At 50.1% G+C, this 23,559-nt stretch carries 14 protein-coding genes; 8 read left to right on the top strand and 6 right to left on the bottom strand.

What is annotated here, in order from left to right:
* Positions 1–230: 230 nt before the first annotated feature.
* The 8 genes from dpdE to dpdD are packed head-to-tail and all read left to right on the top strand — an operon-like array spanning position 231 to position 17,678.
* Positions 231–3,311, top strand: a complete 3,081-nt coding sequence (dpdE, locus tag AC3ITY_RS13485; protein WP_489309790.1) for a protein DpdE — start codon at positions 231–233, stop codon at positions 3,309–3,311.
* On the top strand, positions 3,281–5,788 hold the full coding sequence (gene dpdF / locus AC3ITY_RS13490) for a protein DpdF (RefSeq protein ID WP_489309792.1): 2,508 nt from the start codon (positions 3,281–3,283) through the stop codon (positions 5,786–5,788). The genes dpdE and dpdF overlap by 31 nt, the downstream gene beginning before the upstream one ends.
* Positions 5,788–6,690: a protein DpdG gene (gene dpdG, locus AC3ITY_RS13495; RefSeq protein ID WP_489309794.1), complete on the top strand. Its 903-nt coding sequence runs from the start codon at positions 5,788–5,790 to the stop codon at positions 6,688–6,690. The genes dpdF and dpdG overlap by 1 nt, the downstream gene beginning before the upstream one ends.
* On the top strand, positions 6,687–9,770 hold the full coding sequence (gene dpdH, locus AC3ITY_RS13500) for a protein DpdH (RefSeq protein ID WP_489309796.1): 3,084 nt from the start codon (positions 6,687–6,689) through the stop codon (positions 9,768–9,770). The genes dpdG and dpdH overlap by 4 nt, the downstream gene beginning before the upstream one ends.
* Positions 9,757–10,509: a hypothetical protein gene (locus AC3ITY_RS13505; RefSeq protein WP_489309798.1), complete on the top strand. Its 753-nt coding sequence runs from the start codon at positions 9,757–9,759 to the stop codon at positions 10,507–10,509. The genes dpdH and AC3ITY_RS13505 overlap by 14 nt, the downstream gene beginning before the upstream one ends.
* Entirely contained in the window at positions 10,509–14,966 is a 4,458-nt protein-coding gene (gene dpdJ / locus AC3ITY_RS13510; protein ID WP_489309800.1) for a protein DpdJ, read from the top strand. Before AC3ITY_RS13505 ends, dpdJ begins: the two co-directional genes overlap by 1 nt.
* Before the next feature lie 10 nt (positions 14,967–14,976).
* Positions 14,977–15,504 (top strand): phospholipase D-like domain-containing protein DpdK, encoded by a 528-nt coding sequence (dpdK, locus tag AC3ITY_RS13515; RefSeq protein WP_489309802.1) that lies wholly within the window; start codon positions 14,977–14,979, stop codon positions 15,502–15,504.
* Complete coding sequence (gene dpdD, locus AC3ITY_RS13520) at positions 15,501–17,678, top strand: protein DpdD (RefSeq protein ID WP_489309804.1); 2,178 nt, start codon at positions 15,501–15,503, stop codon at positions 17,676–17,678. Before dpdK ends, dpdD begins: the two co-directional genes overlap by 4 nt.
* Positions 17,679–17,714: 36 nt before the next feature.
* Here dpdD and queE read toward each other — a convergent pair whose 3' ends face one another.
* The 6 genes from queE to AC3ITY_RS13550 all read right to left on the bottom strand — a co-directional run bounded on the left by queE (position 17,715) and on the right by AC3ITY_RS13550 (position 23,543).
* Positions 17,715–18,350, bottom strand: coding sequence for a 7-carboxy-7-deazaguanine synthase (gene queE / locus AC3ITY_RS13525; RefSeq protein ID WP_489309806.1), 636 nt, complete (start codon positions 18,348–18,350; stop codon positions 17,715–17,717).
* Between the two features lie 63 nt (positions 18,351–18,413).
* Positions 18,414–19,115 (bottom strand): 7-cyano-7-deazaguanine synthase QueC, encoded by a 702-nt coding sequence (gene queC / locus AC3ITY_RS13530; protein WP_489309808.1) that lies wholly within the window; start codon positions 19,113–19,115, stop codon positions 18,414–18,416.
* Between the two features lie 27 nt (positions 19,116–19,142).
* Positions 19,143–20,198: a DGQHR domain-containing protein DpdB gene (gene dbpB, locus AC3ITY_RS13535; protein WP_489309810.1), complete on the bottom strand. Its 1,056-nt coding sequence runs from the start codon at positions 20,196–20,198 to the stop codon at positions 19,143–19,145.
* Positions 20,195–21,493, bottom strand: coding sequence for a tRNA-guanine transglycosylase DpdA (gene dpdA, locus AC3ITY_RS13540; RefSeq protein WP_489309812.1), 1,299 nt, complete (start codon positions 21,491–21,493; stop codon positions 20,195–20,197). Before dpdA ends, dbpB (AC3ITY_RS13535) begins: the two co-directional genes overlap by 4 nt.
* Positions 21,490–22,611 (bottom strand): DGQHR domain-containing protein DpdB, encoded by a 1,122-nt coding sequence (dbpB, locus tag AC3ITY_RS13545; protein WP_489309815.1) that lies wholly within the window; start codon positions 22,609–22,611, stop codon positions 21,490–21,492. The genes dpdA and dbpB (AC3ITY_RS13545) overlap by 4 nt, the downstream gene beginning before the upstream one ends.
* Positions 22,608–23,543 carry a hypothetical protein gene (locus tag AC3ITY_RS13550; protein ID WP_489309817.1) on the bottom strand — a complete coding sequence of 312 codons (936 nt, stop codon included), beginning with the start codon at positions 23,541–23,543 and terminating at the stop codon, positions 22,608–22,610. Before AC3ITY_RS13550 ends, dbpB (AC3ITY_RS13545) begins: the two co-directional genes overlap by 4 nt.
* Between the last annotated feature and the right edge of the window lie 16 nt (positions 23,544–23,559).

A 23,559-nucleotide genomic window follows, 5' to 3' on the forward strand; every position in this document is an offset into this window, starting at 1 on the left:
CATTGGCTTACCTGGTTTGCTTTACCACCTGTTGGTGACATGGGTAATGTGACGTTTAGTTCATGCAAGGCAGGTCACAGTTCTCCAAGGATGGCCCTCCAAAAGCGGTTCGAAGCAATCGACACGCCTGACCTGGATCATCTCTGTTTGCTGCTGTCTGTCCGTGCCCATAGTGGTTGTGGTTTTGTTGCACTCAAATATCGCTATATGACGAACATTTAGGGAATGGAATGAGTGGATTAAGGGTTGGCGATCTCGTGTGTTCCAGTAATTTTTCCGGTATAGGAAAATTGCTGAGTGTGGATCACAAGAGCAATGAGGGTGTGGTGGGATTCTTTGAGTCGCCCATTAATTCTGAGTGTCGACTGAAAACTGTAGATGTTGCTTCACTTGAGAGTGTGCAGTTGTACGAAGAGTCGATTGTGTATTGTCAGGATCGTGCAAGCGGTATTTGGAGGCGAGGTAGGTACGCTGGTCCTCGCCCTGGTAACAGGCATCTAGTGATATTTCGGGCTGATGGAGATCAGCAAGAGGTCGACATTGATCAACTTAATTGCCTGAATATAGGGCCGGGAGAACTGCTGGATCCTGCGGCGTTTTTGGCTGCACGGTCAAATGACGCACCGTATTTCTGCTCCTTACGGCATGATTTTTTGAGCGCTTATATCGAGCAGCGTGCAGCCTGTCGTTCAATTTCGTCAATTCCCAGCAGTAGTGTTGAGTTGGAACCGCATCAGATTGCTGTAGTGCGTCGAGTTCTACAAGATCCAGTACCTAAATACCTCTTGGCAGATGAAGTAGGCCTAGGCAAAACCATTGAGGCGGGCATGATCATTCGTGAGCATGTGCTAGAGAACAAACACGATTCAAGAGTGCTTATCACGGTGCCTGCGGCACTTATCGAGCAATGGCGAGATGAGTTGTCTGGGCGCTTTCACCTTGGTGAACTGTTGGCAAGCCAGGCAGAGCCGAAGCGATTGATTCGAATTTGCTCGCATGAACACGTAAATAGTGTCATCAAGGGGTGGTTGCCTACCTTACTGGTGGTCGATGAGGCTCACCAAATTGCACCTTGGGCATGGGATCAGCAATCTGCCGTGCGTGAGCGTTTCCGTACCTTGGCTGAAGGCTGTCAGGTGGCCTCGGTTGTACTGCTTCTTTCTGGTACTCCGCTAAACGGAAATGAGAAGAATTTTCTGGCAATGCTGCACTGCCTTAGCCCTGAGGCTTATGAACTGTCAGAGGAGGGTGTGCATCGTTTTACTGCCCAGGTTGCTGAGCGGGAATTAGTCGGTGGTTGGTACAGCGCCCTAACGCCAAGTAACTCCAACGCTGCTTTGGAGCAGATACTTCAAACTTTTGTGAGTAAATTCCCTGATGATAAGTCTCTGCAATCTTTGGTCAATGAGACCCTTCCACTAGTAGACTTTTTTGCTGAACAAATTGGTGATCTGAGAACGCAGGCAGTCCAAACCTTAAGGTGTTATATCGGAGAACACTACCGGTTGCATCAGCGCATGTTGCGAAACCGGCGCGAGTCGCACCAACTGGCATGGCTGTTTCCAGGGCTTGCTGGCTTAAAACGCAATTATTGGCCATTGACAGAGCAAATGCCGTCTTTAGATTTGTTGCTTGAGGAGTATCGCAGTCAAGCAAGTCGTGACCCTGATGATTTCCAAGCGATGAGCGCCGAGGTGTACTTGCAATGGGTAGATGATCTATTGGTCAGCCCTTTGCTAGTTGGGCGGCGCGCTCATCAGGCCATTCAACGTCTGTCTGGTTCGCTGAAGCAGGCTGAACAGGAGTTGCTTAATGATATTTCCCAGCAGGCCCATCGCGAACAGATAGACAAAGACAGTTGTTTGGTTGAAAACTTGCACAATTGGCTTGCTGCGCATAAAAAAGGCAAGGCGGTGGTATTCTGTAGTGTTGAGGAGGTGGCACAGCATATATTCACTTTACTGGCTCGCGAATTAGACGTGGCGGTTGAACGTTATATCCCTGAGCGAGAGTTACGGTTCACCCGCCCCGAGAGTTCTATCAGAGTTTTGGTTTGTGATCAGCGTGGTGAGGACGGCCTTAACTTGCACGGTGGTCAGCGAATTGCGGTGCATTACAGTTTGCCGCGCTCCTTCAGCCGCATTGAGCAACGACTTGGTCGACTCAATCGTTACAGCGCCAACTTGGTCGGGGTACGTCCGGTAGAAAGTTTGGCGCTACTTCCTGAGCATGACGGATTAATCCGCCGCTGGATTGATGTTCTGGATCTGTCAGTAGGCTTGTTCAACAATACGGTAGCCAGCTTGCAATATGTCCTGGAGGAGCATCTTGAGATGGCCTGGAAAACAGTAGCCTTGTCGGGTGATGAGGCGCTGCTTCGGAGCGCCGCAGGCCTGAGTGGCGATGATGGCTTGCTTGTACGTGAACGACGTCGCGTGAAGGTACAGGAAGAATTGCTGGCGCTAGATGATGAGGTTAGCGAGGCTAAGGACTTTGCCGAGCAAATAGCTGATGCCGACGACTCAGCTGAAGAGCAAGCCAAGCGGATGTGCGCATGGATGACTAAGGGGCTGCACTTCAATTTTGAGGGTAATTTGCAAAGTCCATTTAGACTCCGGTTCGCCGTAGAGGGATCACGTGAGGGTGCCAAGACGTTAGTGGACGTCCAAACCTTTGTTGCTACCTGCCTAACCGGTATCGATCCCGACAGTGGCAATCCCCCGGCAACTGCACCAATGAGTGTTTCTAGAGCTCAGGTTGCTGGTCAGTCCGGTGTGTATCCATTTCGATATGGTCAGCCGTTTGTAGACTCAATTTATAATTTAGTTACGGTTGATTCCCGAGGAGCAACCAGTGCGTTTCTGCGCGTACTCGAAAAGGGCAGTTTTAGCTCACCGAAAATATTCTTCCGCCTTAATTGGTTGATAACCGCTACAAAGCTTGGGGCTAGTCGCCTGGAGCAACTCCGTGGCGATGAGATGTTGATGCCTTCAGTGCAGAGCCATTGGCTGGCGGAGGATGGCAGTCTGGTGGTTGCTGAGAGCATGTTGAGGTCTTTGGAGTGGCCTTATGACAAAACTAATCCCAGCTTTCAAGATTTTAATCTGCGTAGTGGCGTTTGGCCTGAGTTGGAGTCTTTGTTACCTTCAGAGCATTGGAAACGAATGATCTTGGAGATCGCCTCTAGAAGTCGCCAACAGATTTTGGCTGACTTGCCCCAGGCGCAGATCTTTTCGTTTGAGCCGCAACTGCATCTGCTATCGATGCATGCGGTAGTGGTGTGCACGAACAAGATGCTGAAGGGGGCTTGATGCAAGCACAGTGGAATGCACTACAAGCTGCATTATTGAACCCGAGTTTAGTTAGCGAGGCTGGTGCGCTGTCTGAGTCTTTTTTTCTTCGGTTGCTAACGGTTTTTCGTGATCGAACTTCAGGTCCGGCTGACCGCGCTGCAATGTGTCGGGATGCCCTGGGTTGTGCATTGGCGCACGGCATCATCGAACCTATATTGCGACTACCTGCTGGCGCAGTTGATGACTTGTATCTTTTATGTGTCGGCTTAGCCCGGGATGCTATGACCGGCGACGTGCGTATGGAAAACGTACTGGATGATGATGAGCTTGCTGTTTATGGACATCGCCGTCGCCGTCATTTGAAGACGGTGCCAATGGATGTGGCGTTGCAGCAGAAACTTAAAAATGATGAATTTAATACATACCAGGGTCTTGGCCAACAAGCAGCGATACGCACTGTTCTTACCTCTCCGCCAGACAGCACACTGATTATCAACTTGCCAACCGGTTGCGGAAAAACGCTGGTGATTCATGCGATTAGCCTTTTTGCAGGCAAGCAGAAACTGGTGCTGGTCATTGTGCCAACAGTGGGGTTGGCGCTGGAGCAAGCAAGCCGTGCCGCTGAGGTGCTTGACCGCGCGGACAGTGGTCATGGAGGTAGTTATGCCTTGTATGGGGGGCAGAATGATGATGAGAGTCAGCAAGTACTCGAGCGGATAAGCGGCGGCACTCAGCGTATTTTGTTCTGCTCGCCTGAGATAGCTATTGGCAAGTTGCGGCCGGCGCTGTTTCGGTTGGCCCAACAGGGGCAGTTGGAAGCTCTGGTTATTGACGAGGCACATATTGTCGATCAGTGGGGTGCGGAGTTTCGTCCAGAATTCCAGTTGTTAGCCCCACTGTTTCTCTCACTAAAGGAGCACTCGTCAAGAGCCATTCGAATAGTCTTAATGTCTGCAACGTTCAGTGAACCGACTCTGCAGTTCCTTAAAAACTCGTTTGTCCTTGAAGGCGAACAAGCTATAGAGATTCACGGCAGCTTTTTACGGCCAGAACCGAATTACAATGTTTTGAAAACTTCGAGTGCAGAAGAGCATCAATTCGCAGTACTGGAGTTTCTTAGATTTTTGCCTCGGCCTCTTATTCTGTACACCACCAAGCAAAAAGAGGCTGAACTCTGGAGACAAATACTGCTTGAGCAAGGGTTCACTAGAGTGGGGGTGTTCCATGGTGCAACCCCTGCGAATCAACGCGACGACTTGATTCTCCAGTGGGGGAATGACGAACTAGACATCATGGTTGCAACTTCCGCCTTCGGCGTCGGTATGGATAAATCCGGCGTGCGTTCCGTGCTGCATGCGGCCGTGCCAGAAAGTCTGGATCGGTTCTATCAGGAGGCCGGTCGTGGTGGGCGTGACGGTACGGCCTGCTGGTCTTGGTTGATCTACCACCCAGGGCAATTGAATATTGCGCAAAGCATATCGCAGGAAAGGTTGATCTCTACGGAACTGGGGTTGGAACGTTGGAAAATGTTGCTGAAAAGCCGAGAGACCTGCGGTGAGCACTTCACTATTTCGCGGTCGGCCCTACACCGGGGTTTGCCACGGCACAGCGAGCGTAATGAGAAATGGAATTTACGCACCCTGCAATTGATGCAGCGTGCGGGGTTGATTCGTCTGTTTTTTGCCCCACCCGAACCGCCCGAGTTTGAAGTCGAGTTGACGACAGAGAATGAGAAACAACGAACACAGTACTTTGAGGCTTATTACAACCGGATCGGCGTAGAAATTTTAAGTGACGCTCATTTGACTCCTGAGGTGTGGCAACAGCAGGTAGGCAAACGACGCAATCAGGAAAAGCAGACAAGGACTGCTGGCTTTGCTCGTTTAACCAGTTGGCTAAAGGATCCGCGCCAGCGGTTGTGTTGGCTGTTGGCCGATGTATATCGGCCTAATGGCGTCGTTCCTGAGTACAGTTGTGGCGGTTGTCCTGGCTGTCGTGATCAGGGTCGCAAAGCTTTCACACCTACTCTGGGAGTATGTTCCGAACTGCGCGGAGTGCAGTCGCCGCATGTAGCTAACTGGATGCCACCTTCGCAGTTGCTGAAGGTACGCTACCGACCTGAGTCGAGCGCCAGAGTTACGTCCAAAGCTATGCTACACAGGTGGCGTTACTGGTTGCAGGGTTTGTTACGTACTAAGCAAGTTCAGGCTGTGCGTGCCAGTCGGACCGTACTGGAGCAGATGCGCCAAGACGAATCTCTGAAAACGCTACCATTCTGGTGTTCGCTTGAGCCTGAAGACAGCGCTGGACTTTGGTCAGAATTGGTACTTTTGATGCCGGGGGAAACTCATTTGCCACAATCGGATATTGACCCTCCCCCCCGAGTGATAGTCGCGCCGGAAGGATTGGCTGACGCGCTTTTGCCTCATCGCACCTGGTGGGAGTGCAGTCCCACCAGCATGGTGCTGGAAAGCTTTGAGCAGGAATTTAAATAATGTCGATGGTGAATAATGCTCATCCAGGCAGCAGTTTGGTGTTGCTAAATTTGATTGATCGAGCGCTAGTACGAAAAGGCAAATCTATATCTCGTTCCGAGATTCTGGAGACCTTTCGGCCAGATCAACTACCTAAAACAGAGAATGCCAAATGGCGTTTTGAAGGAAATCTAGATTTTTGGCTAAAGGAGGGTCTTTGGCTGCAAGATGACACTAACATGATCTCGGTGCCGGGTGGGGCGAACGATCGAAATCTAGCGCAAAGAGTATTAGCATTAATAATCGGTAATACTAAGGAAAGTACAGATCAAGCCCTTCTAGATGAGAAGCGGGTAGAGCCGTTTTTACGAGCGATGACCTGTCTATTGGCGCAACAGAGTTATACGTTTATGGGGGGGGACGTGGTGTCTCCTGGCATAAATGGTAATGCACAAGAAGCGGTCAATAACTGGCTGCCTGGCGAGCGAGGCCTGAACCTAAGTAACGAGTTGTCTATTTTTTTACAGTACGGCGATTTTCTTGGATTCCTTGAACCATTCGGCTCAGGTTATTTCGTCGATCCAACACGCGCCATTGAACCGTATTTGGAAGGTGCGTTTGCCGGTGAAGAAAAATTGCCGCTGAAGGTCTTTATTGAAAGATTGGCTGCCCAAATACCACTGTTGGACGGTGGGCGTTTCCGTAGTCTACTCGAACCCTCGATGCAGGAATTAGGCTGGCATCCGAGGGAGGCTCATCAAGTCAGCCCGGCACTAAGTCACGCACTGCTGCGTTTGGAGGGTGCATTTCGTTTGCGATTGGACAAGGCCTCCGACGACACCTTTAGTATGCAATTACAACTGCCTAACGGAGTTTTTCGCCTTGTCAGTGAGGTTGTTTACGTTCCTGAGGTGACCTTATGAACCTGATAAATTACTGGCCGCAGCCTGAATATATCAGCCAATGCATTCGTACTGAGGCAGAAGAGCTTGCAGAGCATGTATTGCTGGCGGTTCATGAACCTATGCAACTGTTACGCGTGGGGGTTGGCGAGGATCAACTGTGCAATGAGGAAAATCTGCTTGAGCACTTCCTAGCAGTGGAGCGGCCGATTCCGATAATCGGACGTTCCGGGGTCGGTAAGTCCCATCTGATTCGCTGGTTGCATGCCCAACTCAAGTTGCACCCTGATTACACGAATTGGCACGTCGTGCGCATTCCAAAAAATGCCAGTTTACGACAGGTGCTGGAAATCTTGTTGGCTGGACTCGATGGGGATGATTTCGAGCAGGCTCGTAGTCGGATTAGTTTTGTTGGTGAACAACTAAAGACAGAGGCGGTTGCGGATCTGTTGCTGACGTTCATGTCACAAAAGCTGAATGAACTGCGCCAGGATGTGGTTCACAAGCAGGCATATTACCGTGAGCACCCAGAAGCACGGCAGCAGTTGAAACTTGAAGAAAAGCAGCGTTTGCTCGATATTCAAACTTATACGCTACCGGGGAGTGGCCTTTCAGAGTTAATAACTGATCCCAACTTCAAAAAGAGTCTGCTTAATCCACAACACTGCATATACCAGTTTGCCAGTCGTTTGACGCAGGGCGCGAGTGATCATGAACTGAATCGCAACGACTATCAAATAAAAGACAGTGATCTAGATTTTAGTTTCAATCTTGACGACTTGTGCGCAAGCGCGCGCGACTGCGTTAGTAAGACGCAACTGAATACTAATCCTTCTGCTCGCGAGGGCGCGGCCCGTGTACTAAACGAAGTTCTTGGTCAATCTACGCGCACAGTTTTTGGATATCTTTTTCAGTTCAATGGTGGAAGTTTCCAAGACCTATTCAAGGAAATCCGTCGCTCGTTAAAGCAGCAGGACCGCACTCTGGTGGTGCTTGTAGAGGATATGGCAGCCATATCCGCGATTGAAGATGTGCTGATTGACAGTCTGTTGGAAGAGGCTGTGCGTGATGGTGAGAAGGAGTTGTGCACACTGCGCTCGGCCATTGCAGTAACCGATGGCTATCAGGGTTATTTACGCCGTCAGGACACGATTAAAACTCGTGCGCAGTATGAATGGCATATTCGCGAACTGGGGCAGGATCGTGAGCAAACTCTAGGACGGATTACAGATTTTTGCGGACGCTACATCAATGCTGCCCGTTATGGAAGTGACGCGTTGAAGTTTTCTTGGTCGACTCGAGGGGAAGGGGCATGGCCGCCGGTTTGGTCTGATCCAGATGATGATGGCGAAGATATAAAAGCGTTCGGATTTGCGCAGTGTGGGACGCCGCTGTTTCCTTTTAACCGTAATGCCATTGCCGCTCTGGCAGATAACTTTTGTCGCAAAGGGGATGAACAACTCAAGTTTAATCCGCGGCAAGTATTGAACGAGATTTTGTTGCGCACCCTACGTGATTATCGGCAAACGTGCAAAGCGCAGGAGTTTCCTCCGGCAGACTTTGCCGGAATTAAGGTTAGGGCTGGGTTATTGGGTGATTTACAGAAACTTGAAAAGCCAGAGCGATGCAAAACAGTCGCGGCGATCTGGGGATATGACAGTCCCTCAATCGAGCACCTGCAAGGTAAGTTGGATCGGCGGGTTGCCAAGGCCTTTGGCCTAGACGGACTGACAGCGATACTCAAAGGCGGAGTGGCTTTTACTGCTTCAAGTGTGATCGCTGTTTCTGGTGTTTCAATAAAAAGAAACCCAAGCACTGAACTAGTTGCATCTCTGATAAAAGTTGACCCTGACCAAGAAAAACTGCACCAGTTGGAGGAGACGGTCACCTTGTGGTTTCAGGGTAAGCAAAAACTAGGACAGGATGAGGCGCGTATTCTGCGAACAGGGCTTTTTGGTATATATGAGCAATATACACATCTAGATTGGCTCGGCGTGAAGGAAAGGCCGTCTCTGAAAAGCGGGAATTTTGTGAATATAGAACTCCCTTATGCCGTGGGTAACATGGCCGGGAGCAAGGTGAAGTTTTGTTTGGAGGCGGACTTTAAGAACCCGCAGAAAGCAGCATTTCTGCAAGGTGTAGCACTTGCAATGCTACGTTACGAAAATTTCAATCCGAAGTTTGTTCGCGTCGTCGGTTGGGAATATTCCAACGGTTTTGAGGACTATCTTCTCTATCAGAATTTCGCAGCACGGTGGGTGCCGGATGTCTCGCAAACATTGATGATCGAGGCGCGGCAAATCCTACCTGACTTGATCAGTAAGCAACTGCAGTCAGCCATGGCGTTGGGATTGCTGGGGGACAGTAATAGTGATCGTCAGCGTTTAAATCAATTACTCAGAGGTGCGGAGGAAATTCGAGCAGTCGAGATAGCCGCGGTTGTTCCTGAATTAAAGCAGGTGCGTGCGCAAGCGCTTGAATGTTGGGATGCTCAGCGTGAGGTCTGGTTGAAATTGGTGTCCTACAATGATCACGGGATGGATGGTGATCTAGCACTCAAGGCGTTTAAGGTCGCCAAAAGCAATCCGGATTCTCAAATGGTTAAGTTTTCTAGCACAATAAGTCAGGCGTTGAAAGCGTCAATCAGCGTCGTTGAAGTGTTAGATGGGTGCACGCGACAAGATACCTTCTGTGCCTTACTTGATGATATGGCGGGTTTGGTTCGGGACATCAGTTTAGAAGGGAAACATTATCCTCCAGACATTCCCGGCAGCAAAAAAATGCAAACTGCATTGGTTGCTTTGAAAGGTAGTGAGAGTTGGGTTGTGGTCAAAGACCTACTTGCACTCCGTGATGAGATCGACGTCACTAAGTTTTTTCACCGCGTCAACAAAATAGACGGTTTGCAGTTGGAGCAGGTGGTGAGGGTGCTGAAGGATTGGAAAGCCTTTAACGGGTACGTACTACCCCGGTTGGAGTCGGAAAATCAGAAGTGGGGGGGGGATAGATTGAAGCAGTCTCAGGGCAGCGTGACCGGTCTACTTGATGAATTAACTAAATCTGTGACTGACCTGCAGGAGGCACGAAATGAGTGTGCTTGAACAACAGATAAAACTTCTTCGTACGGAGCAGTTATTAAGCCAATCTGCAGAACAGCACCATGAGGATATTGAGGACTGTAAACATATTTACGATCGCCTCCAAGATATAGCCAGTAGCCTAAAAGCTATCGTGGTTAACGTTGCAGTGCTCCAGGACTTGCCGGAAGATGCGCCAGAGTCGATGCAACTTAGTGCCGAAATACTGGAGCAACGCACCAAGGCAATTGCGAGTCTGAAAGTTTTTTCTGGTGTTTGGCAACAGAAGAAGTCCTCTGCCCGCGAGGATGATGCACTTGATAATACCCACGCAGCGCTCAGGGAGTTGGTGGCTCAGTTAGAGGCAAAAGTTGTGTCTTGTTGGAACGCCTGGACTGCGCAACTCGAAAGTTCATGCCGGGTAGAGCAACTGATGCTTGATACCCAACAAGGTATTCCCGGTGTCGAACGTTTCTATACGGACTATGTCGTTCTGCGTAAACAGTTCATGGTCGAGGCCAAACAACTTCCGACGAATGTTTGGGCGATTCAAAAACTAGAAAGATTGGCCGCGAGTATGCGACAGGTGAGGGATCAGATGGATTTTGATCTGCCAGCAGATGTTAGTATTTTTTTTAATCAACTTAACCAGGTTGGAAGTCTAGGGCGAGGGCCGTTGTCCATGATGACAGTGGAAACTTTCCAGTGGCTTCAAGATCACGATCTGCTCGCGCAGTTTGTGGTTAGTCGGAAAGCTTACTGATGACCATTATGCTGGAGCAGTTGCATGCATGCTTGGACAAGTTAGAGGAGCAGGAAACACGCTTGCTGGTTTGGGGCGATGCTGACGGTTTTTTTAGTGAAAATGAGGTTCTCACGATATTGGAAGATGTGCTTCCCGATCATGATCCTTACGATGTGCTGATGGAGTTAACCGAGAATGCGATGCTTATTGAAGCACCGCACCCTGAGGGTCTGACCAATGTGTATCGCACGCGCATGGGTGAGGCTGCGTACTTATACCGCAATCTGCGTCAATGGTTCTTAGGTCAAGCGCTTGATCGTTCTCGTACTTTGGTATCGGATTTTCGTTTTATTCGACGCCCACGCAGTTACCCTATGCGTGATCAGTTTATAGGAAAGTTACTGCCTCAGTGGTTAAAAATACCGAAGCTTGGTAATATTCAGCAGTTGAAAACAGCAATTGAACTGTTGCTTGGCCTGAACAGTAACCTGCATTTGGCTGGTTTTCAGGCGCGAGCAACTGCGCGCATCTTACAGGCCTACAGCGAGCAGCGCGGCGGTAGTAGCCAAGCTTCTGGCACCATTGTCTGTGCGGGAACGGGCAGCGGCAAAACGCTGTCGTTTTATCTGCCAGGACTCGCTTCACTAGCGGCGGATCTATTAATTGATCCCTCGCCGAGAGTACGAATTCTTGCAATCTACCCGCGTAATGAACTGCTCAAAGATCAGTTCATGGAAGCTTGGGGGCAGTGCCGAAAGCTCGATGGACTGATGCAGTCAGGAGTGGGTCGAAAAATTCGCATTGGTGCTCTGTATGGTGATACACCTTACAATTGGGGTATGGCCGGGAAGGATTATAAAACGGGGAAACAAAAGCCAGAGTTTGACCTACTGCGCTGCACCAGTGGCAGTTGTACTGGTCAGATGGAGTGGCATGCTAATCTTAAAGAGGTTAAGTGCAGTCGCTGCGGACACCGTGTTACGGATGATGAGGTGGCGCTGACCCGTAGTTGTCAGACAGACTTACCTCCGGATATTCTGTTTACCACCACCGAGATGCTCAATCGTAGACTTGGTGACTTCAGTTGTAACCACCTATTTGGTGTGGGCCAGCAGGCAGGTCCGATGTTGGTGCTACTCGATGAAGTGCACACATACGGTGGCAGCAGCGGAGCTCAGGTTGCTTACTTACTTAGGCGCTGGATGAAGCACGCTCAATGCCGCCCGCACTTTGTGGGGCTGTCTGCAACCCTGACAGATGCTGAACGTTTTTTTGCCGAGTTGGTCGGAGCACGCCAAGAGCATGTTGAATTGGTCGAGGCGCTGCCTGATGAAATGATTGATGAGGGTGCGGAGTACCTAATGGTGCTTCGCGGCGACCCAGTTTCCCAGACTGCGTTGCTGTCGACGACCATTCAAGCCTGCATGCTAACTAGGCGTATTTTGGATGTCCGCAAGAGCCGCTCACAGGGTACCTGGGGTAGTAAAACCTTTGTCTTTACCGACGATTTGGATGCCAACAACCGTCTTTATCATCAATTAGCAGATGCAGAAGGTTGGCGCACTAGTAAATGGGGGCTTAAGCCTCATCATCCCTCGCTTGCTAGTCTGCGTGGTCCAAGGGACGGGCAGGATGATGGCGGGCAAGATGCAGTCAATCCGCTCGAACGTATTCGTCTGGGACAAGACTGGCGAGCGGGTACAGATATAGGCCATTCGCTGGATGAGGATGATCGTGCGGTAATCGGGCGCACCTCAAGCCAGGACGCTGGGGTGGATGCTGACGCAGAGATTGTCGTTGCCACGGCGTCTCTTGAGGTGGGCTTCAATGATCCGGCAGTGGGGGCTGTGCTGCAACACAAGGCGCCGCGTGATGTTGCATCCTATTTGCAGCGCAAGGGCCGTGCCGGTCGCTTGCGCACCATGCGTCCGTGGATGCTTGTAGTTCTCTCCGAGTTCGGTCGTGATCGAGTCGCATTTCAACGCTATGAAGAGTTGCTTAGCCCCGAAATTAAGCGGCAAGGTCTGCCACTGCACAACAGCCATATTCAAAAAATGCAGGCAACTATGGCGCTGCTTGACTGGCTCAGTGCGCAGTTAGGTAGTGGTGCCGTGTGGACGATTCTACGCAAACCGAAAATTAATAAGAACTACTGCAAGAAACTACTGATCTTAGTCGAGCAGTTGCTACGACCAGGTAGTCAGCAAGAGCAGTTCAAAACTTATTTGAAAGATGCCCTGCAGGTCGATGACGATACGCTGAAGCGCATTCTCTGGGCGCCGCCGCGTTCGGTAATGCTTGAAGTGTTGCCTACGTTGCAGCGCAAACTGGTGACAGACTGGAGTGCTAACGGCCAACCCTGGGCGGATGTGGTAAAAGGAAGTTCACCGCTCTCGGAGTTTATTCCTGAGGCGCTATTTGCCGAACTTAGTTTGCCGAGTGTGTTTGTTGCTTTGGTACGGGGGGCGGAGGAGCGTATCGAATGGACGGATTTACCAATTTTTCAAGCCCTGCGTGAGTTTGCCCCGGGGCGAATTTCTAAGCGATATGCCATTGACAGTAACCTTGATTCAGACTGGTTAGTGCCTGCAAATTTTGTAGCTGAGCCGGATACCATTCAGCAACGCGGGTTTGATGTCTGTGAGGCTTTTGGCGAGCAGTTACGCGATGAAGGCTTGGTTTCTGGTGATGCGGATAAAACTTTGACGGTACTGCGCCCTAACTCCATATATACCAGGCGTCTAGAACCAAAGTTAGGCCTTTCTGAGAAAAGTAACGCGCGACTTATATGGCAGTCCGAATTTCGCGCTCCAGCACTAACTGAGGTGCACAACCCCCCAGTTGGCAGTTGGGGCCAGCATTTGGCCGATGTGACTTTTTGCTTGCATCAGCAAATGACACCTCTTGAGGTGCTGCGCTTTAGTACCGCCGCAGATGCCACTTTACGGTTTAGTAAAGGAGCAACTACCAAAATTCGATTTGACTGGCAGCGTAATGGCGAATCCGTTGCTATTGGTGCCCGGCAGTGGGTTGATGGCATGCGACTGCGCTTTGCTATCAATGATCAGGTAATAGCTGGTATGTTAGAAAATCCGCAGGTTTTACAAGGATTGCGCCCGATCTACTTCCGGCATCTTGTGGATCAGTTGGATCTCTTTGGTGGTGACCCATTTAAGGCTAATTGGATAGCTGAGTGCTATCTGGCTGCAGTCGCGGGTGAATTGCTAGATTTGAATCCAATCGATCCGCAACCACTAATCAGTGCGTTGACTCGGTTGCACTCGAATGCGGGTATTGAGCGATTGCGCAGCATTCCACAGAGTTTATTTCAGCCTGATGAGCAACTTGATTCAGTGCAAGAGCAAAAGTTACAGGCAGATCTTCGGGAGTTACTAGATCGAGATGATCTACTTTGCAGCCTAAAAGTGTGCGCAAATGCCCTTTGGTCTGATGTGCATGTACTACCGGGATTGGGCCAATGGACGCGCGCTTTGTTGGCCAATACTCTGGCCGCGGCAGCTCAGCAATCCATGTGTGTGTTGCTGCCCGATGTTGATGAACGGGTTGTCTTGGCTGATGCGTTGTGGCGTGAGGGCTGCTTAGAGGTCTGGTTGAGTGAGGCAGAGGCGGGTGGTAATGGCATCATCACTCGTTTAGAACTGGCATATTTTCAGGATCCATTGCGCGTACTTAATGTCTTCGCGCGCAGCCTGCAGCCAAGTGACTATGAGCAAATCGACTTTGATCTCTTTCAGTTGCTTGGCCTGGTAGTGAAAGGGGGGGGGCTGGCTGGCTCGTTTGCTGAGGTGCGCGGATGCAGTGATTTGCAACAACGGCGTGATGCCAACGCAGAGTTGCACCGTGTTCTGCTTCGTGAAGGCTTTGCCCTTAGCCACAGTTTTTTAAGTGTTTTGCACTCAAGGGTCCTCAGGCCAGGCAGCAATACCAACACCGATAAGTACCTTCTGAACTTGCTGGAGCAGTGGCGACACTTAGAAAGTTTTAGCGGCTTGGAGTGGGGTTTAAATATTGCCGCCCATGCTTTATCCGCCAAAGATCTCGGTGCTCAGGCGTCTACTGTTGAAGTGTTCCAGGGACTTTGTCGTAATCAAGGGTTGTTGTGGCCGCGTGGTAACGCCATCCGTCAGTCTGAAATGAGCTACTACAACCCTTTCCAAACGGGTGTCGCCACGACTGAACGGCTGCTAGGTAGCCTTCTATTTGCGGAGCAAGAGTCGTATGTCCAGTTAACAGTTGATTATTTGGCTGAACTACATCACGTGTTAAAACGAGTAGGACGGGTGGATCTTTTAATACCGCGTACGCAGATTGCCTCAATCTCAAAACTAATAGCCGAGATTCAGCTAAATCCGGTTGATCACTCCGGGCTATGGTTATATCCACGCATAGGGGCTATGAGGCGGTTCCAAGATAGCATGGTATTGAGGGTCGAACTGGCCGAGGCCATTCAATAAGAGTTTTACTATGAATGAACAGCGGCAAATTTTTCTACACGGTCCCCTAGGTCGTCGGCAATTTCGCGAGGTACTAGGTGGGCTAATGGCCGGCTTATTGCTTAACCCTGAGCCTATTTGGTTGGTATCGCCCTGGCTGAGTGACTTCCCCCTATTGGACAACTGTTCAGGGCAGTGGGATGCAATAGAACCAGGTTGGGGCAGTAGAGAGGTTAGTTTTAATGAAGTGCTAGCGAAGGCGGTTAATGGCGGGTGCCGGTTGCGGGTAGTGACCCGTGACGACGCGTACAGTCGTCGGTTTGTCCAGCAGTTGAGCGGTCGCCTAATTGCCGGTCTTGATTTTTCTTGCCAGTTCAGTGAACAAGTTCATACCAAAGGTCTACTTACCCACAGTTGTTTTTTGAAGGGCTCAATGAATTACACCTGGAGTGGAACAAACCGTAATGATGAACATGTCATGCTGACCAGTAATTCTCAGATAATTTCTGAAGCATTACTGGAGTTTGAAGAACAGTATCGCTTCGAGGCGCATTCATGAACACGATACCGACATGGTTGCAGTCCTTTTTTGCGATCGATAACCAGATCGATCCGGACAAAGTGTTTGCCGGGAAATACCCGCAGCCGTATCAGAATTTGTTGGAGCCTTTGGTGCAAAGTGCCTGTGCGGGGCAGTGGCCTTTACTGTTGCCATACAGTCGTCCGCCGGGATTATGTTTCTACGCAGCTGCGGAGGATGGCCGCGCTCTGGAAGAGCTACGCCAGGTATTGGCGGCGTTTTTGGGAACAGTGGATACTTGTTTTGATTATGGCCTGATCATCACTCCAAGTAATGAGGGACAGAGTGCGTTGCTAGCGCATGCCCCAGCCGGATTATTGCGTATTGATTTACTTGACGAGGTGGACGAACAGCAAAAATACCGGGTCTTTACAGTGCTAGCTAACGTGCTGCAGTTGTATCGACAACGTCCTGCGCTTACGTCGTTAGCCAAGCGGCCAATAGGTCGAGTGTTACGTGATTTTATGTTGGCCTACCGATTACATGATGGTGAGGATGCTTGGCGTTTTTACGGAGAGCTTAAGAACTCGGGAGGCTTCACTCCACCTAACCTGCTGTCGTTGGAGTTGCAGGCTTTAGCTTCAGGGGATCGTTGGCAGGACATCGTTAATCATCCACGGTTGCCCAGTCTGCTCGGCGGCCGTATTCCGTTACGACTAGTTCGCGTATTGCTTCGAGCACTAGGGCAGTTGGGGCTTAATCGACTACTAATTACTGAGGCCATAGGTGAGGCGCGTAGGGACGAATTGGCCGATTTGTGCCGCCCGTTGAGCCCACTTTTTATGACTGTTCCGTTGTTTGAAGCTCACGAAAGCTTTAAACAAGATTGGCAGTTGTGGGTTGCCGGCGCTGTTACATTGAGGTGTGCACAGGCTCAGCAGAAAATACCTGAATTTCTCGACTCGGACTGGTTTCGAAAGCTACTTCATTGGGCGGATTTGGTTGCGGTAAATCAATCTGAAGCTGAAATAGAATCGGTTGTTGGTAAGTCAGAAGATCAGAAGGAGGGACCAGGGGCGGTGCAAGCGTTACTGCAACGCTCGCTGGATGTTCCATTAGTTGAGTTGCAGCAATTGTGGCAGCAATTACAGGCCATGCCTACGTCGTGGTTTGAACCACTGAAATCATTACCTATGATGACTGCGATTTTGCAAGACTTGCAAAAACGCTATTCTAGAGAGCAGTTGGGTGGTTGGGATAGTTGGTTTCAGCGCTTGGTTGATACTGAGTTACCGACTGGTGTACTGGAGAGAGATGCACAAGAGTATTGCGAAAATTGGACAGTTGAGTCCTTTAATTCAGACAGATTGCTTAAGTGCATTAAGACCGGATCCCCTGTGGGGCAGACGATTCTTCGTAACACGCTACCGTTGTTGCTAGATTGGTTGGAAGAGCGCGATGTGGCTTGCCAAGGAGTTGTCTGGTTAGAATTGTTGGAATTGCTTGCTCTTGATTCTATAGTCAATCCAGCACTGCTGTCGCTGGCTGCACAATTGACGCAACTGATGTTGGAGCAACCGTTCGCAATCGATGAGTATACGCGGTTGGTCGACTCTATATTGATGCTCTGGGAGGTCAATAAAGGGCCTGAAGCGTATACCGGCATGCTTGAGTTGGTGGATGTACTGCTGGACGCACCCTGCCCAGCAGAGCCATTGCGTCGTCAAGTCTGGCAATCACTACAGGATTTTGCGACAAAGCATTGGAGACAAATTAAAGATCCAGCGATACGCGAGTTGACCTTTGTATTAATGCAGGAAATTCTTGAAGTTGGTGAGCTAGTCCCAGATTTTAGCAATAATAAAGAGTCTGAATCAGATATCGATTCAGTGATAGAATTAATCCCTGATTTACAAGGGAAGTTGTTGGGTATTTACACTCTCACAGAAGGTGCCGCGCGCCGCGCTCGGGACGTACTGGAAATGGTTTTCACAGGACTGAAGGTCGAGATCAACAGTGATCATACCGCTACTCCAGCCTTGTGCCATCTGGCCAAAACGGCCGATTATTTTGTGTTCTCTTCTCGTAGTTCAAAGCATCAAGCATTCTATCCGGTGATAAATGTAAGAAGTGATATTATCTACCCGTATGGTAAAGGTGCTTCAAGCATAGTTCGTGAGTTTATAGAAGGATTAAAGCGGAAGGCTATTTAGGGGTTGGTGTGAACTGATATCTCAGATGGACCTGTTCTAAGGGATCATCAGCACTTTGTGCATTTGTAGGCCGAGCTTCCACTTTGGATGAGCCTTGCAATATTTTATGGTCAATTCCGTGTTTAGGTGGGCTTCTGGTCCATCCATTGGTTGGAGATAGAAATGGTTGAAGGTGAGGTGTTCAAATTTTTCTGGTTGCGCTTCAGTTTGTGGAAAAACTAATTTTAATTCATCGCCTTGAGTAATCTTTAATTCGGCTGTGGATTTAGGACTGACGCAAAGCCAGTCAATCCCGCTTGGTGGTGTTATTGTGCCATTGGTTTCCAATGCCACAGTAAAACTATGTTTGTGCAGCGCTTCTACTAAAGCATCATCTACCTGTAGCAGGGGTTCTCCTCCGGTCAATACCACATACTTATGACCTTGATGGGAGATAGGCCATAATGAATTTATTGCGAGCGCAAGGCCATTCGCATCCTTGAACTTTCCACCACCCAACCCGTCCGTTCCAACAAATTCCGTGTCGCAAAAAGTACAAATCGCGCTAGCCCTGTCCTGTTCCCGTCCCGACCAGAGGTTGCATCCTGAAAATCGGCAGAATACCGCGGGTCGACCCGCTTGGTTGCCTTCCCCTTGAAGGGTGTAAAACATTTCTTTGATACTGTAAGTCATTTTGTTTACTCACCTGATTCAAATGGGTGGCGAGTGCTTTGATCCGCCACCGCTGAACCATCGTCAATCTCGTTCTTGAATGTACTGCTCATATCCAGTTTTGCGTAGTTCACAAGCTGGGCACGTTCCACATCCGTAGCCCCATTCATGTTTCTTCTGTCGAGTCCCGAGGTAGCAGGTGTGGGACTCTTCTTGAATCAGGCTGACAAAATCTCGATTACCTAGGTCTTCAGCCAAACGCCAGGTCTGCGCTTTGTTGAGCCACATCAGGGGTGTTTCAATGATTACCGGAGCGTCCATCCCGAGGCTCAAGGCCACCTGGGTGGCTTTAAGGGTGTTGTCCCGGCAGTCTGGGTAGCCTGAGTAGTCGGTTTCGCACATTCCCCCAACCAACACAGTGAGGCCCCGTCGGTAGGCAATCGTGGCTGCGAACGTCAAGAACAGCAGATTCCTCCCGGGTACAAACGTATTGGGAAGTCCATTCTTTTCAAACTCTATAGTCTTCTCAGCGGTCATCGCTGTATCGCTGATCTGGCCGAGTAATTTGAGGTCAAGTACGTGATCTTCACCGAGTCGCTTGGCCCAGTTCGGAAATCTGTTACGTACCTCCTGCAAGATACTCAACCGACATTCGAGTTCGATTCTATGCCTCTGGCCATAATCAAAGCCAATGGTCTCGACGTGCTCGTAACGTTCCAGCGCCCAGGCGAGGCAGGTGGTTGAATCTTGTCCGCCAGAAAAAAGAACTAAGGCTTTGCTGTGCATACTGCTCTCCTCGGAACTGGGTCTGATTTAGCGCCGTTTCAGTTCTTGCTTGAGTTTTTCGGTCAGATACTTAGTGAGCAATCCGATATCAGTGGGCGTGTTTTGGATACCATTCCAGGGGCGTCGGTCGGTTTCAGAAATGTGCCAATCGCCACTTGTCCATGCCGTATGCGGTTTCAAAAGTTTTAGACCTTTGATAAAACCATCCTTGCTGGTTGTGCCTTGATCGGAGTAAAGCAACTCCATAACGAAGCTCAAAGAAACCAAGCCCGCTCCATGCTTCAAGCGTGAGTTCCTGGGCGCTAGTCCTTCCCATTCTGATTTGAAAACTACTCGCACTGCATGGAAGAAGTTGTTGATAAGTTCGATGCTGCGTCCCTCAAAGTCATCAAACTTCATGAAGCTACGGATCGCGCCATCATTTGCAGAGTTCATCACGAACTTCTGCATCGCCATGTCGCTTAGTACTCCTTTAGGATTCGTATGTTGCTTGATCTCGCCAAATAGAGAGGAGTTAGGCAAAAAATTCAACAAATCAATAATGCGAGCAGCAAATTTACGACTGGTGAACCGTTCTGGCAGGCCGTCAACCGTCGGTAAAAGCTCATAGATCAGCGATTTGGGCAGCGGTCGCGTATTGTTAACGAGCACAAACTGCTGCCGCAGTTCGTTGTAGTCTTTACAAATCAATGCAGATACGAACACCTGGAACCCAGGTTTCTCCATCGTCGCAAGGGCGCTGAGTCGTTGTTGTCCATCGACCACGAAGCCTGGTTTGGATTCGGTAGAATCAATAGTGATTTCTACAATACCCTCGCCGAGGTCTTTAATCGTTACCCCATCCAGAAAGGCCAAGATAATTGCGTTAGGGAGCAATGCATCGTCGCGCTGAAGATAGTCACGAATATCTCTGATGTGCGACGCGACTTGATGTCGCTGAAAGCCTTTGAGGTGACCTTCTTCATCGCGGCCGACTCTCTCAATTTCAGAAAACTCTAAAATTTCATTTGGAGTGGCCGCAAACGTAAATACATCATGCCCGGAGGCCTGTTGGGCGCGCAGACCCTTAAATCGATAGATCATTGTTTCGAAAGCTCCAGAGTTTTCTGAAGGTGGCGGTGGTACACACCTAAATTATGAAATCCGCGTCTTTTGTTTCGATTGCTGGCTCGAAAGATAATAGTTTCGATACCCGCTGACTGACAAATCGAGCATTGGCATTTTTGCCACGGTTTATCTCTCAGCGTGGGTGAGATTAGTCGGACATGCTTGGCGATTTCTTTTTCCATTTCTAATGATGACGATATTGAACCGGAAAGAGTCAGTCGCAGGTAGTCTATTAACACAGCTAAAGTTGAATCAAAGTCGAGCAGGTTTTTATCGTAGTCGCGGATCGCTAGCAACGCCGCTTTTTCTTTGATTTGTAACTCTTCTGCGCTCAGAGTGCCTTTTTTTATTCCTTGCATCAGGCGTGGATTTTCAATCGCCTGAGGAATGCGGATAGCTGTGTAGTAATCCAGTTTACTTGTATTGTTGCCCATGTAGTAATTACACTTCGCATCTTTAAATGCGCGTATAAGGGGGGAGGTTGAGTCAAAACTGGTAATGCCATATCCAGTGAATTCATGGATGTTCTCAGCTTTAGCAAAACCCAGCAGATGAATATTTGTCTCGGGCTTAAGGACCGCTCGAAGCTCTTTCAGAACCTCATGGATTTGATCGACTTTCAAAGGTACTAGACCTCCGATCGCCAAGTAGCGATAACCCATGTCTTCGAGTTGTTTTGCAGCGTTCGCCATGCTTTGAGGAGACCAGCCCTGTACCGCTCCAAGAGGTTCGAAAGGCCATTCCGCCTCCTTCACTAAACGCAGAAACTCTTTTGCATTTGTGAGCGTAATTTCGTACCGAAACAGCACATCTTCCGACTGGCTCAATGCTGGAGGATTGCTGGAGTCGCAGTTGAATATGATGTGGTCCGGCGAGCAACCGTGGGTGAATCCCGCATCTGAGTAGAACTCTACTACTTCGCTTGGGCTATACGCAGGGGTAGGGTGCTCTACATAGGCGAAAGCCCCGCAGTCCCCTAGGACCATCGTATCTTTGAACTGAATGCCATCGAGTCGTAGAAATTTGCGTGCGCCTTCTCTCAAGAAGCGCTGCTGCTCGGAAGTCGAGTACCGAACCTTTGAATTAGCGACGCCATTTGCCGGTCGCACTGCGCTCATCGAGACCAAGAGCCCGTCATAAGGGACGGGCGTCATCATTTCGTGCGCATACTGGTCATCCCAGTATCTCTTCCGGCCCGGCGCATTTCGATCGTTGATGAAATCGTAGTCCGGGTCTACGTAGTCTTGGGTGTCGGCGTATAAAAATTTCATTGGTGAGCGCTGGTCATATAGAGGCGGATCAAGGTTTCTTGCAGCGCCTTGATATCTTGAGGGGTGCTTTGGATTTCATTCCACTGGACATTAATCATCGGCCACTGACCTGTTGTCCATGCGCAGTAAGGGGCGACTCTGGCCAGTTCTTGTAACACGGCTTCGTAGGTTTCGCGCTGACCACCGATTTTGGCGTAGATCCGATCCATAAGCACGCCCATGGCGATGATCCCCGCTGAGTGCATGAGTCGACTGTTCTTGGATTCAAGTGCCCATGCCTCAGGAAACGTATCACGCACTGCCCGCCAGAAGGTCGTCAGTAGGTTGTACATTGACTCAACGTTCGCTGCTCCGTCGATGCTGGAGGTATAGGGGGCCAACGCTCCCAACGGATTACCGATGCTGTTGCGGATCATCGTTATTACAGCGGTGTCAGTGATCACTGCTTTGCTATTTTGCTCGGACGACCGCTTTATAAGTTTGTGGAAAGGGGAGTTGGGGTCACGACTAAGCAGCCCGCACAACTCAGCTGGTGCTTTGCGAGCACTCAGTTCGCGGGGCAAAAGGATGCTGCCTGTCTCCGGCAGTAGTTCGTTGATCAGTCGAGTGGGCAACGGTTTGGCTTTGTTGACCAAAATGAATTGTTCGCGCTGGGTGGTCAGGCTGTCGGACACAAAGCCGATCACGGGTACAGGAAGATCCGAATTGGCCGCTTTCGCCAACGCCAATGAGCGCTGTTGCCCGTCCACGATCCAGGCAGACCTCATTCCTTCCTCCCTGATAGGGATTGTCAGCGTACCCGCTTGCGAAAGCCCCGCGTCGCCTGTCGGCTTGCTTCCGCGTGCAGCAACAAAACGCAGGTCAGGAGACAGCGCTAAGATAATTGCATTGGGAAAAAGTACATTTCCCTGATTGAGGTACTCAGTGATCCCTTTGACATGGCTCTTAATCTCGGGGCGCTGAAAACCCTTGAGGGGACTGCTGTCTTCGCGCGACAGGCGGCTGATGTCGGCAATTCGGACCAGGTCAGATCCCCTGATGAATAATGCATACACATCAAGGTTGTCGCCTTGCGTGGTGCGTAGTGCACGCACCACAATCGCATCTTCGCTCGTCATGCTTTGCTCTCTATGCTGTCTTGACCTTTGATGTCCTGCCAGATCCTCCGAAAGCGCGACTGCTCGCACGACACCAGGGCGTCATCCCTTAAGTAGCGTAACAATCGGGTGGAACTGCCTTGGTAGTCAGCCCACACACACTCAAGCATGTAGGCAATTTCACTGTCCGATGCGCGCCGCCGGATGGTCGTTTTTGCTAGGGATAAAAGATCCATCGCCGCGCTGACGCTCTTTCGAGCGATCTCAGCAGGAGCACTCGACAGTTCAAGAATCTCAATGAAATGACGCAGGGCTCTCTGAGGGAAATCGTTGCGAGTGCCTGGTAGTGTTGAGGTTTCAAGGCGTTCGTCATAAGGCATCGCGATGCGTCGTAAATGGCTGGGAAGCATCTCGATGCCTGGGCGCGAAGTGAATATTCTGAGCTTGTCGATCTGCGTGTCCCTGATTTTTCCAAGGTCTTCGCCTATCAACTGGACATAGTTTGAAGAGAGGGCAATGAGCACCAAGCCGACGTCGGGTTGGCTGACGAGGTCTGCTAGGGCGCTTCCCTTTGATTGGGTGACATTCACGGCTTCCCACCAATCTGAGGCGCGCACACCCAATTTTTCGAGGCGTGGGATGATAGAATTCGGATCCTGAGCCACCGTCAGGTTGTACGGTGGACATCTCTGATCGCCTTCAATTAACCCTAAGCCGGTCGACGCAAACATTAGCTTCGCGTCCAACTTCGTTGCTACGCGCCTCGCGTCAGAAACGCTTCTGCCCACGTAAAGTGAAGATGCCATCAGAGTGGTGGGACGTTGGTCTATTTGCCCCTTCCACGCCTTTGCCATGGCTGCAATCGATGAATAACACTCGTCGTTCAGCACCACCGGCGGCAGGCCGTCGAGACGTTTTCGATTGGTGCAGTTGGTGATGATGACGGTTCTCATGGTAAAACTGTAGGCC

This window comes from Pseudomonas sp. GL_091 (assembly GCF_057837725.1).

Bases quoted from the DNA above. Each gene is read 5' to 3' on its own strand.
- dpdE (WP_489309790.1), top strand. From the start codon at position 231: ATGAGTGGATTAAGGGTTGGCGATCTCGTGTGTTCCAGTAATTTTTCC.
- dpdG (WP_489309794.1), top strand. From the start codon at position 5,788: ATGTCGATGGTGAATAATGCTCATCCAGGCAGCAGTTTGGTGTTGCTA.
- dpdH (WP_489309796.1), top strand. From the start codon at position 6,687: ATGAACCTGATAAATTACTGGCCGCAGCCTGAATATATCAGCCAATGC.
- AC3ITY_RS13505 (WP_489309798.1), top strand. From the start codon at position 9,757: ATGAGTGTGCTTGAACAACAGATAAAACTTCTTCGTACGGAGCAGTTA.
- dpdJ (WP_489309800.1), top strand. From the start codon at position 10,509: ATGACCATTATGCTGGAGCAGTTGCATGCATGCTTGGACAAGTTAGAG.
- dpdK (WP_489309802.1), top strand. From the start codon at position 14,977: ATGAATGAACAGCGGCAAATTTTTCTACACGGTCCCCTAGGTCGTCGG.
- dpdD (WP_489309804.1), top strand. From the start codon at position 15,501: ATGAACACGATACCGACATGGTTGCAGTCCTTTTTTGCGATCGATAAC.
- queE (WP_489309806.1), bottom strand. From the start codon at position 18,350: ATGACTTACAGTATCAAAGAAATGTTTTACACCCTTCAAGGGGAAGGC.
- queC (WP_489309808.1), bottom strand. From the start codon at position 19,115: ATGCACAGCAAAGCCTTAGTTCTTTTTTCTGGCGGACAAGATTCAACC.
- dbpB (WP_489309810.1), bottom strand. From the start codon at position 20,198: ATGATCTATCGATTTAAGGGTCTGCGCGCCCAACAGGCCTCCGGGCAT.
- dpdA (WP_489309812.1), bottom strand. From the start codon at position 21,493: ATGAAATTTTTATACGCCGACACCCAAGACTACGTAGACCCGGACTAC.
- dbpB (WP_489309815.1), bottom strand. From the start codon at position 22,611: ATGACGAGCGAAGATGCGATTGTGGTGCGTGCACTACGCACCACGCAA.
- AC3ITY_RS13550 (WP_489309817.1), bottom strand. From the start codon at position 23,543: ATGAGAACCGTCATCATCACCAACTGCACCAATCGAAAACGTCTCGAC.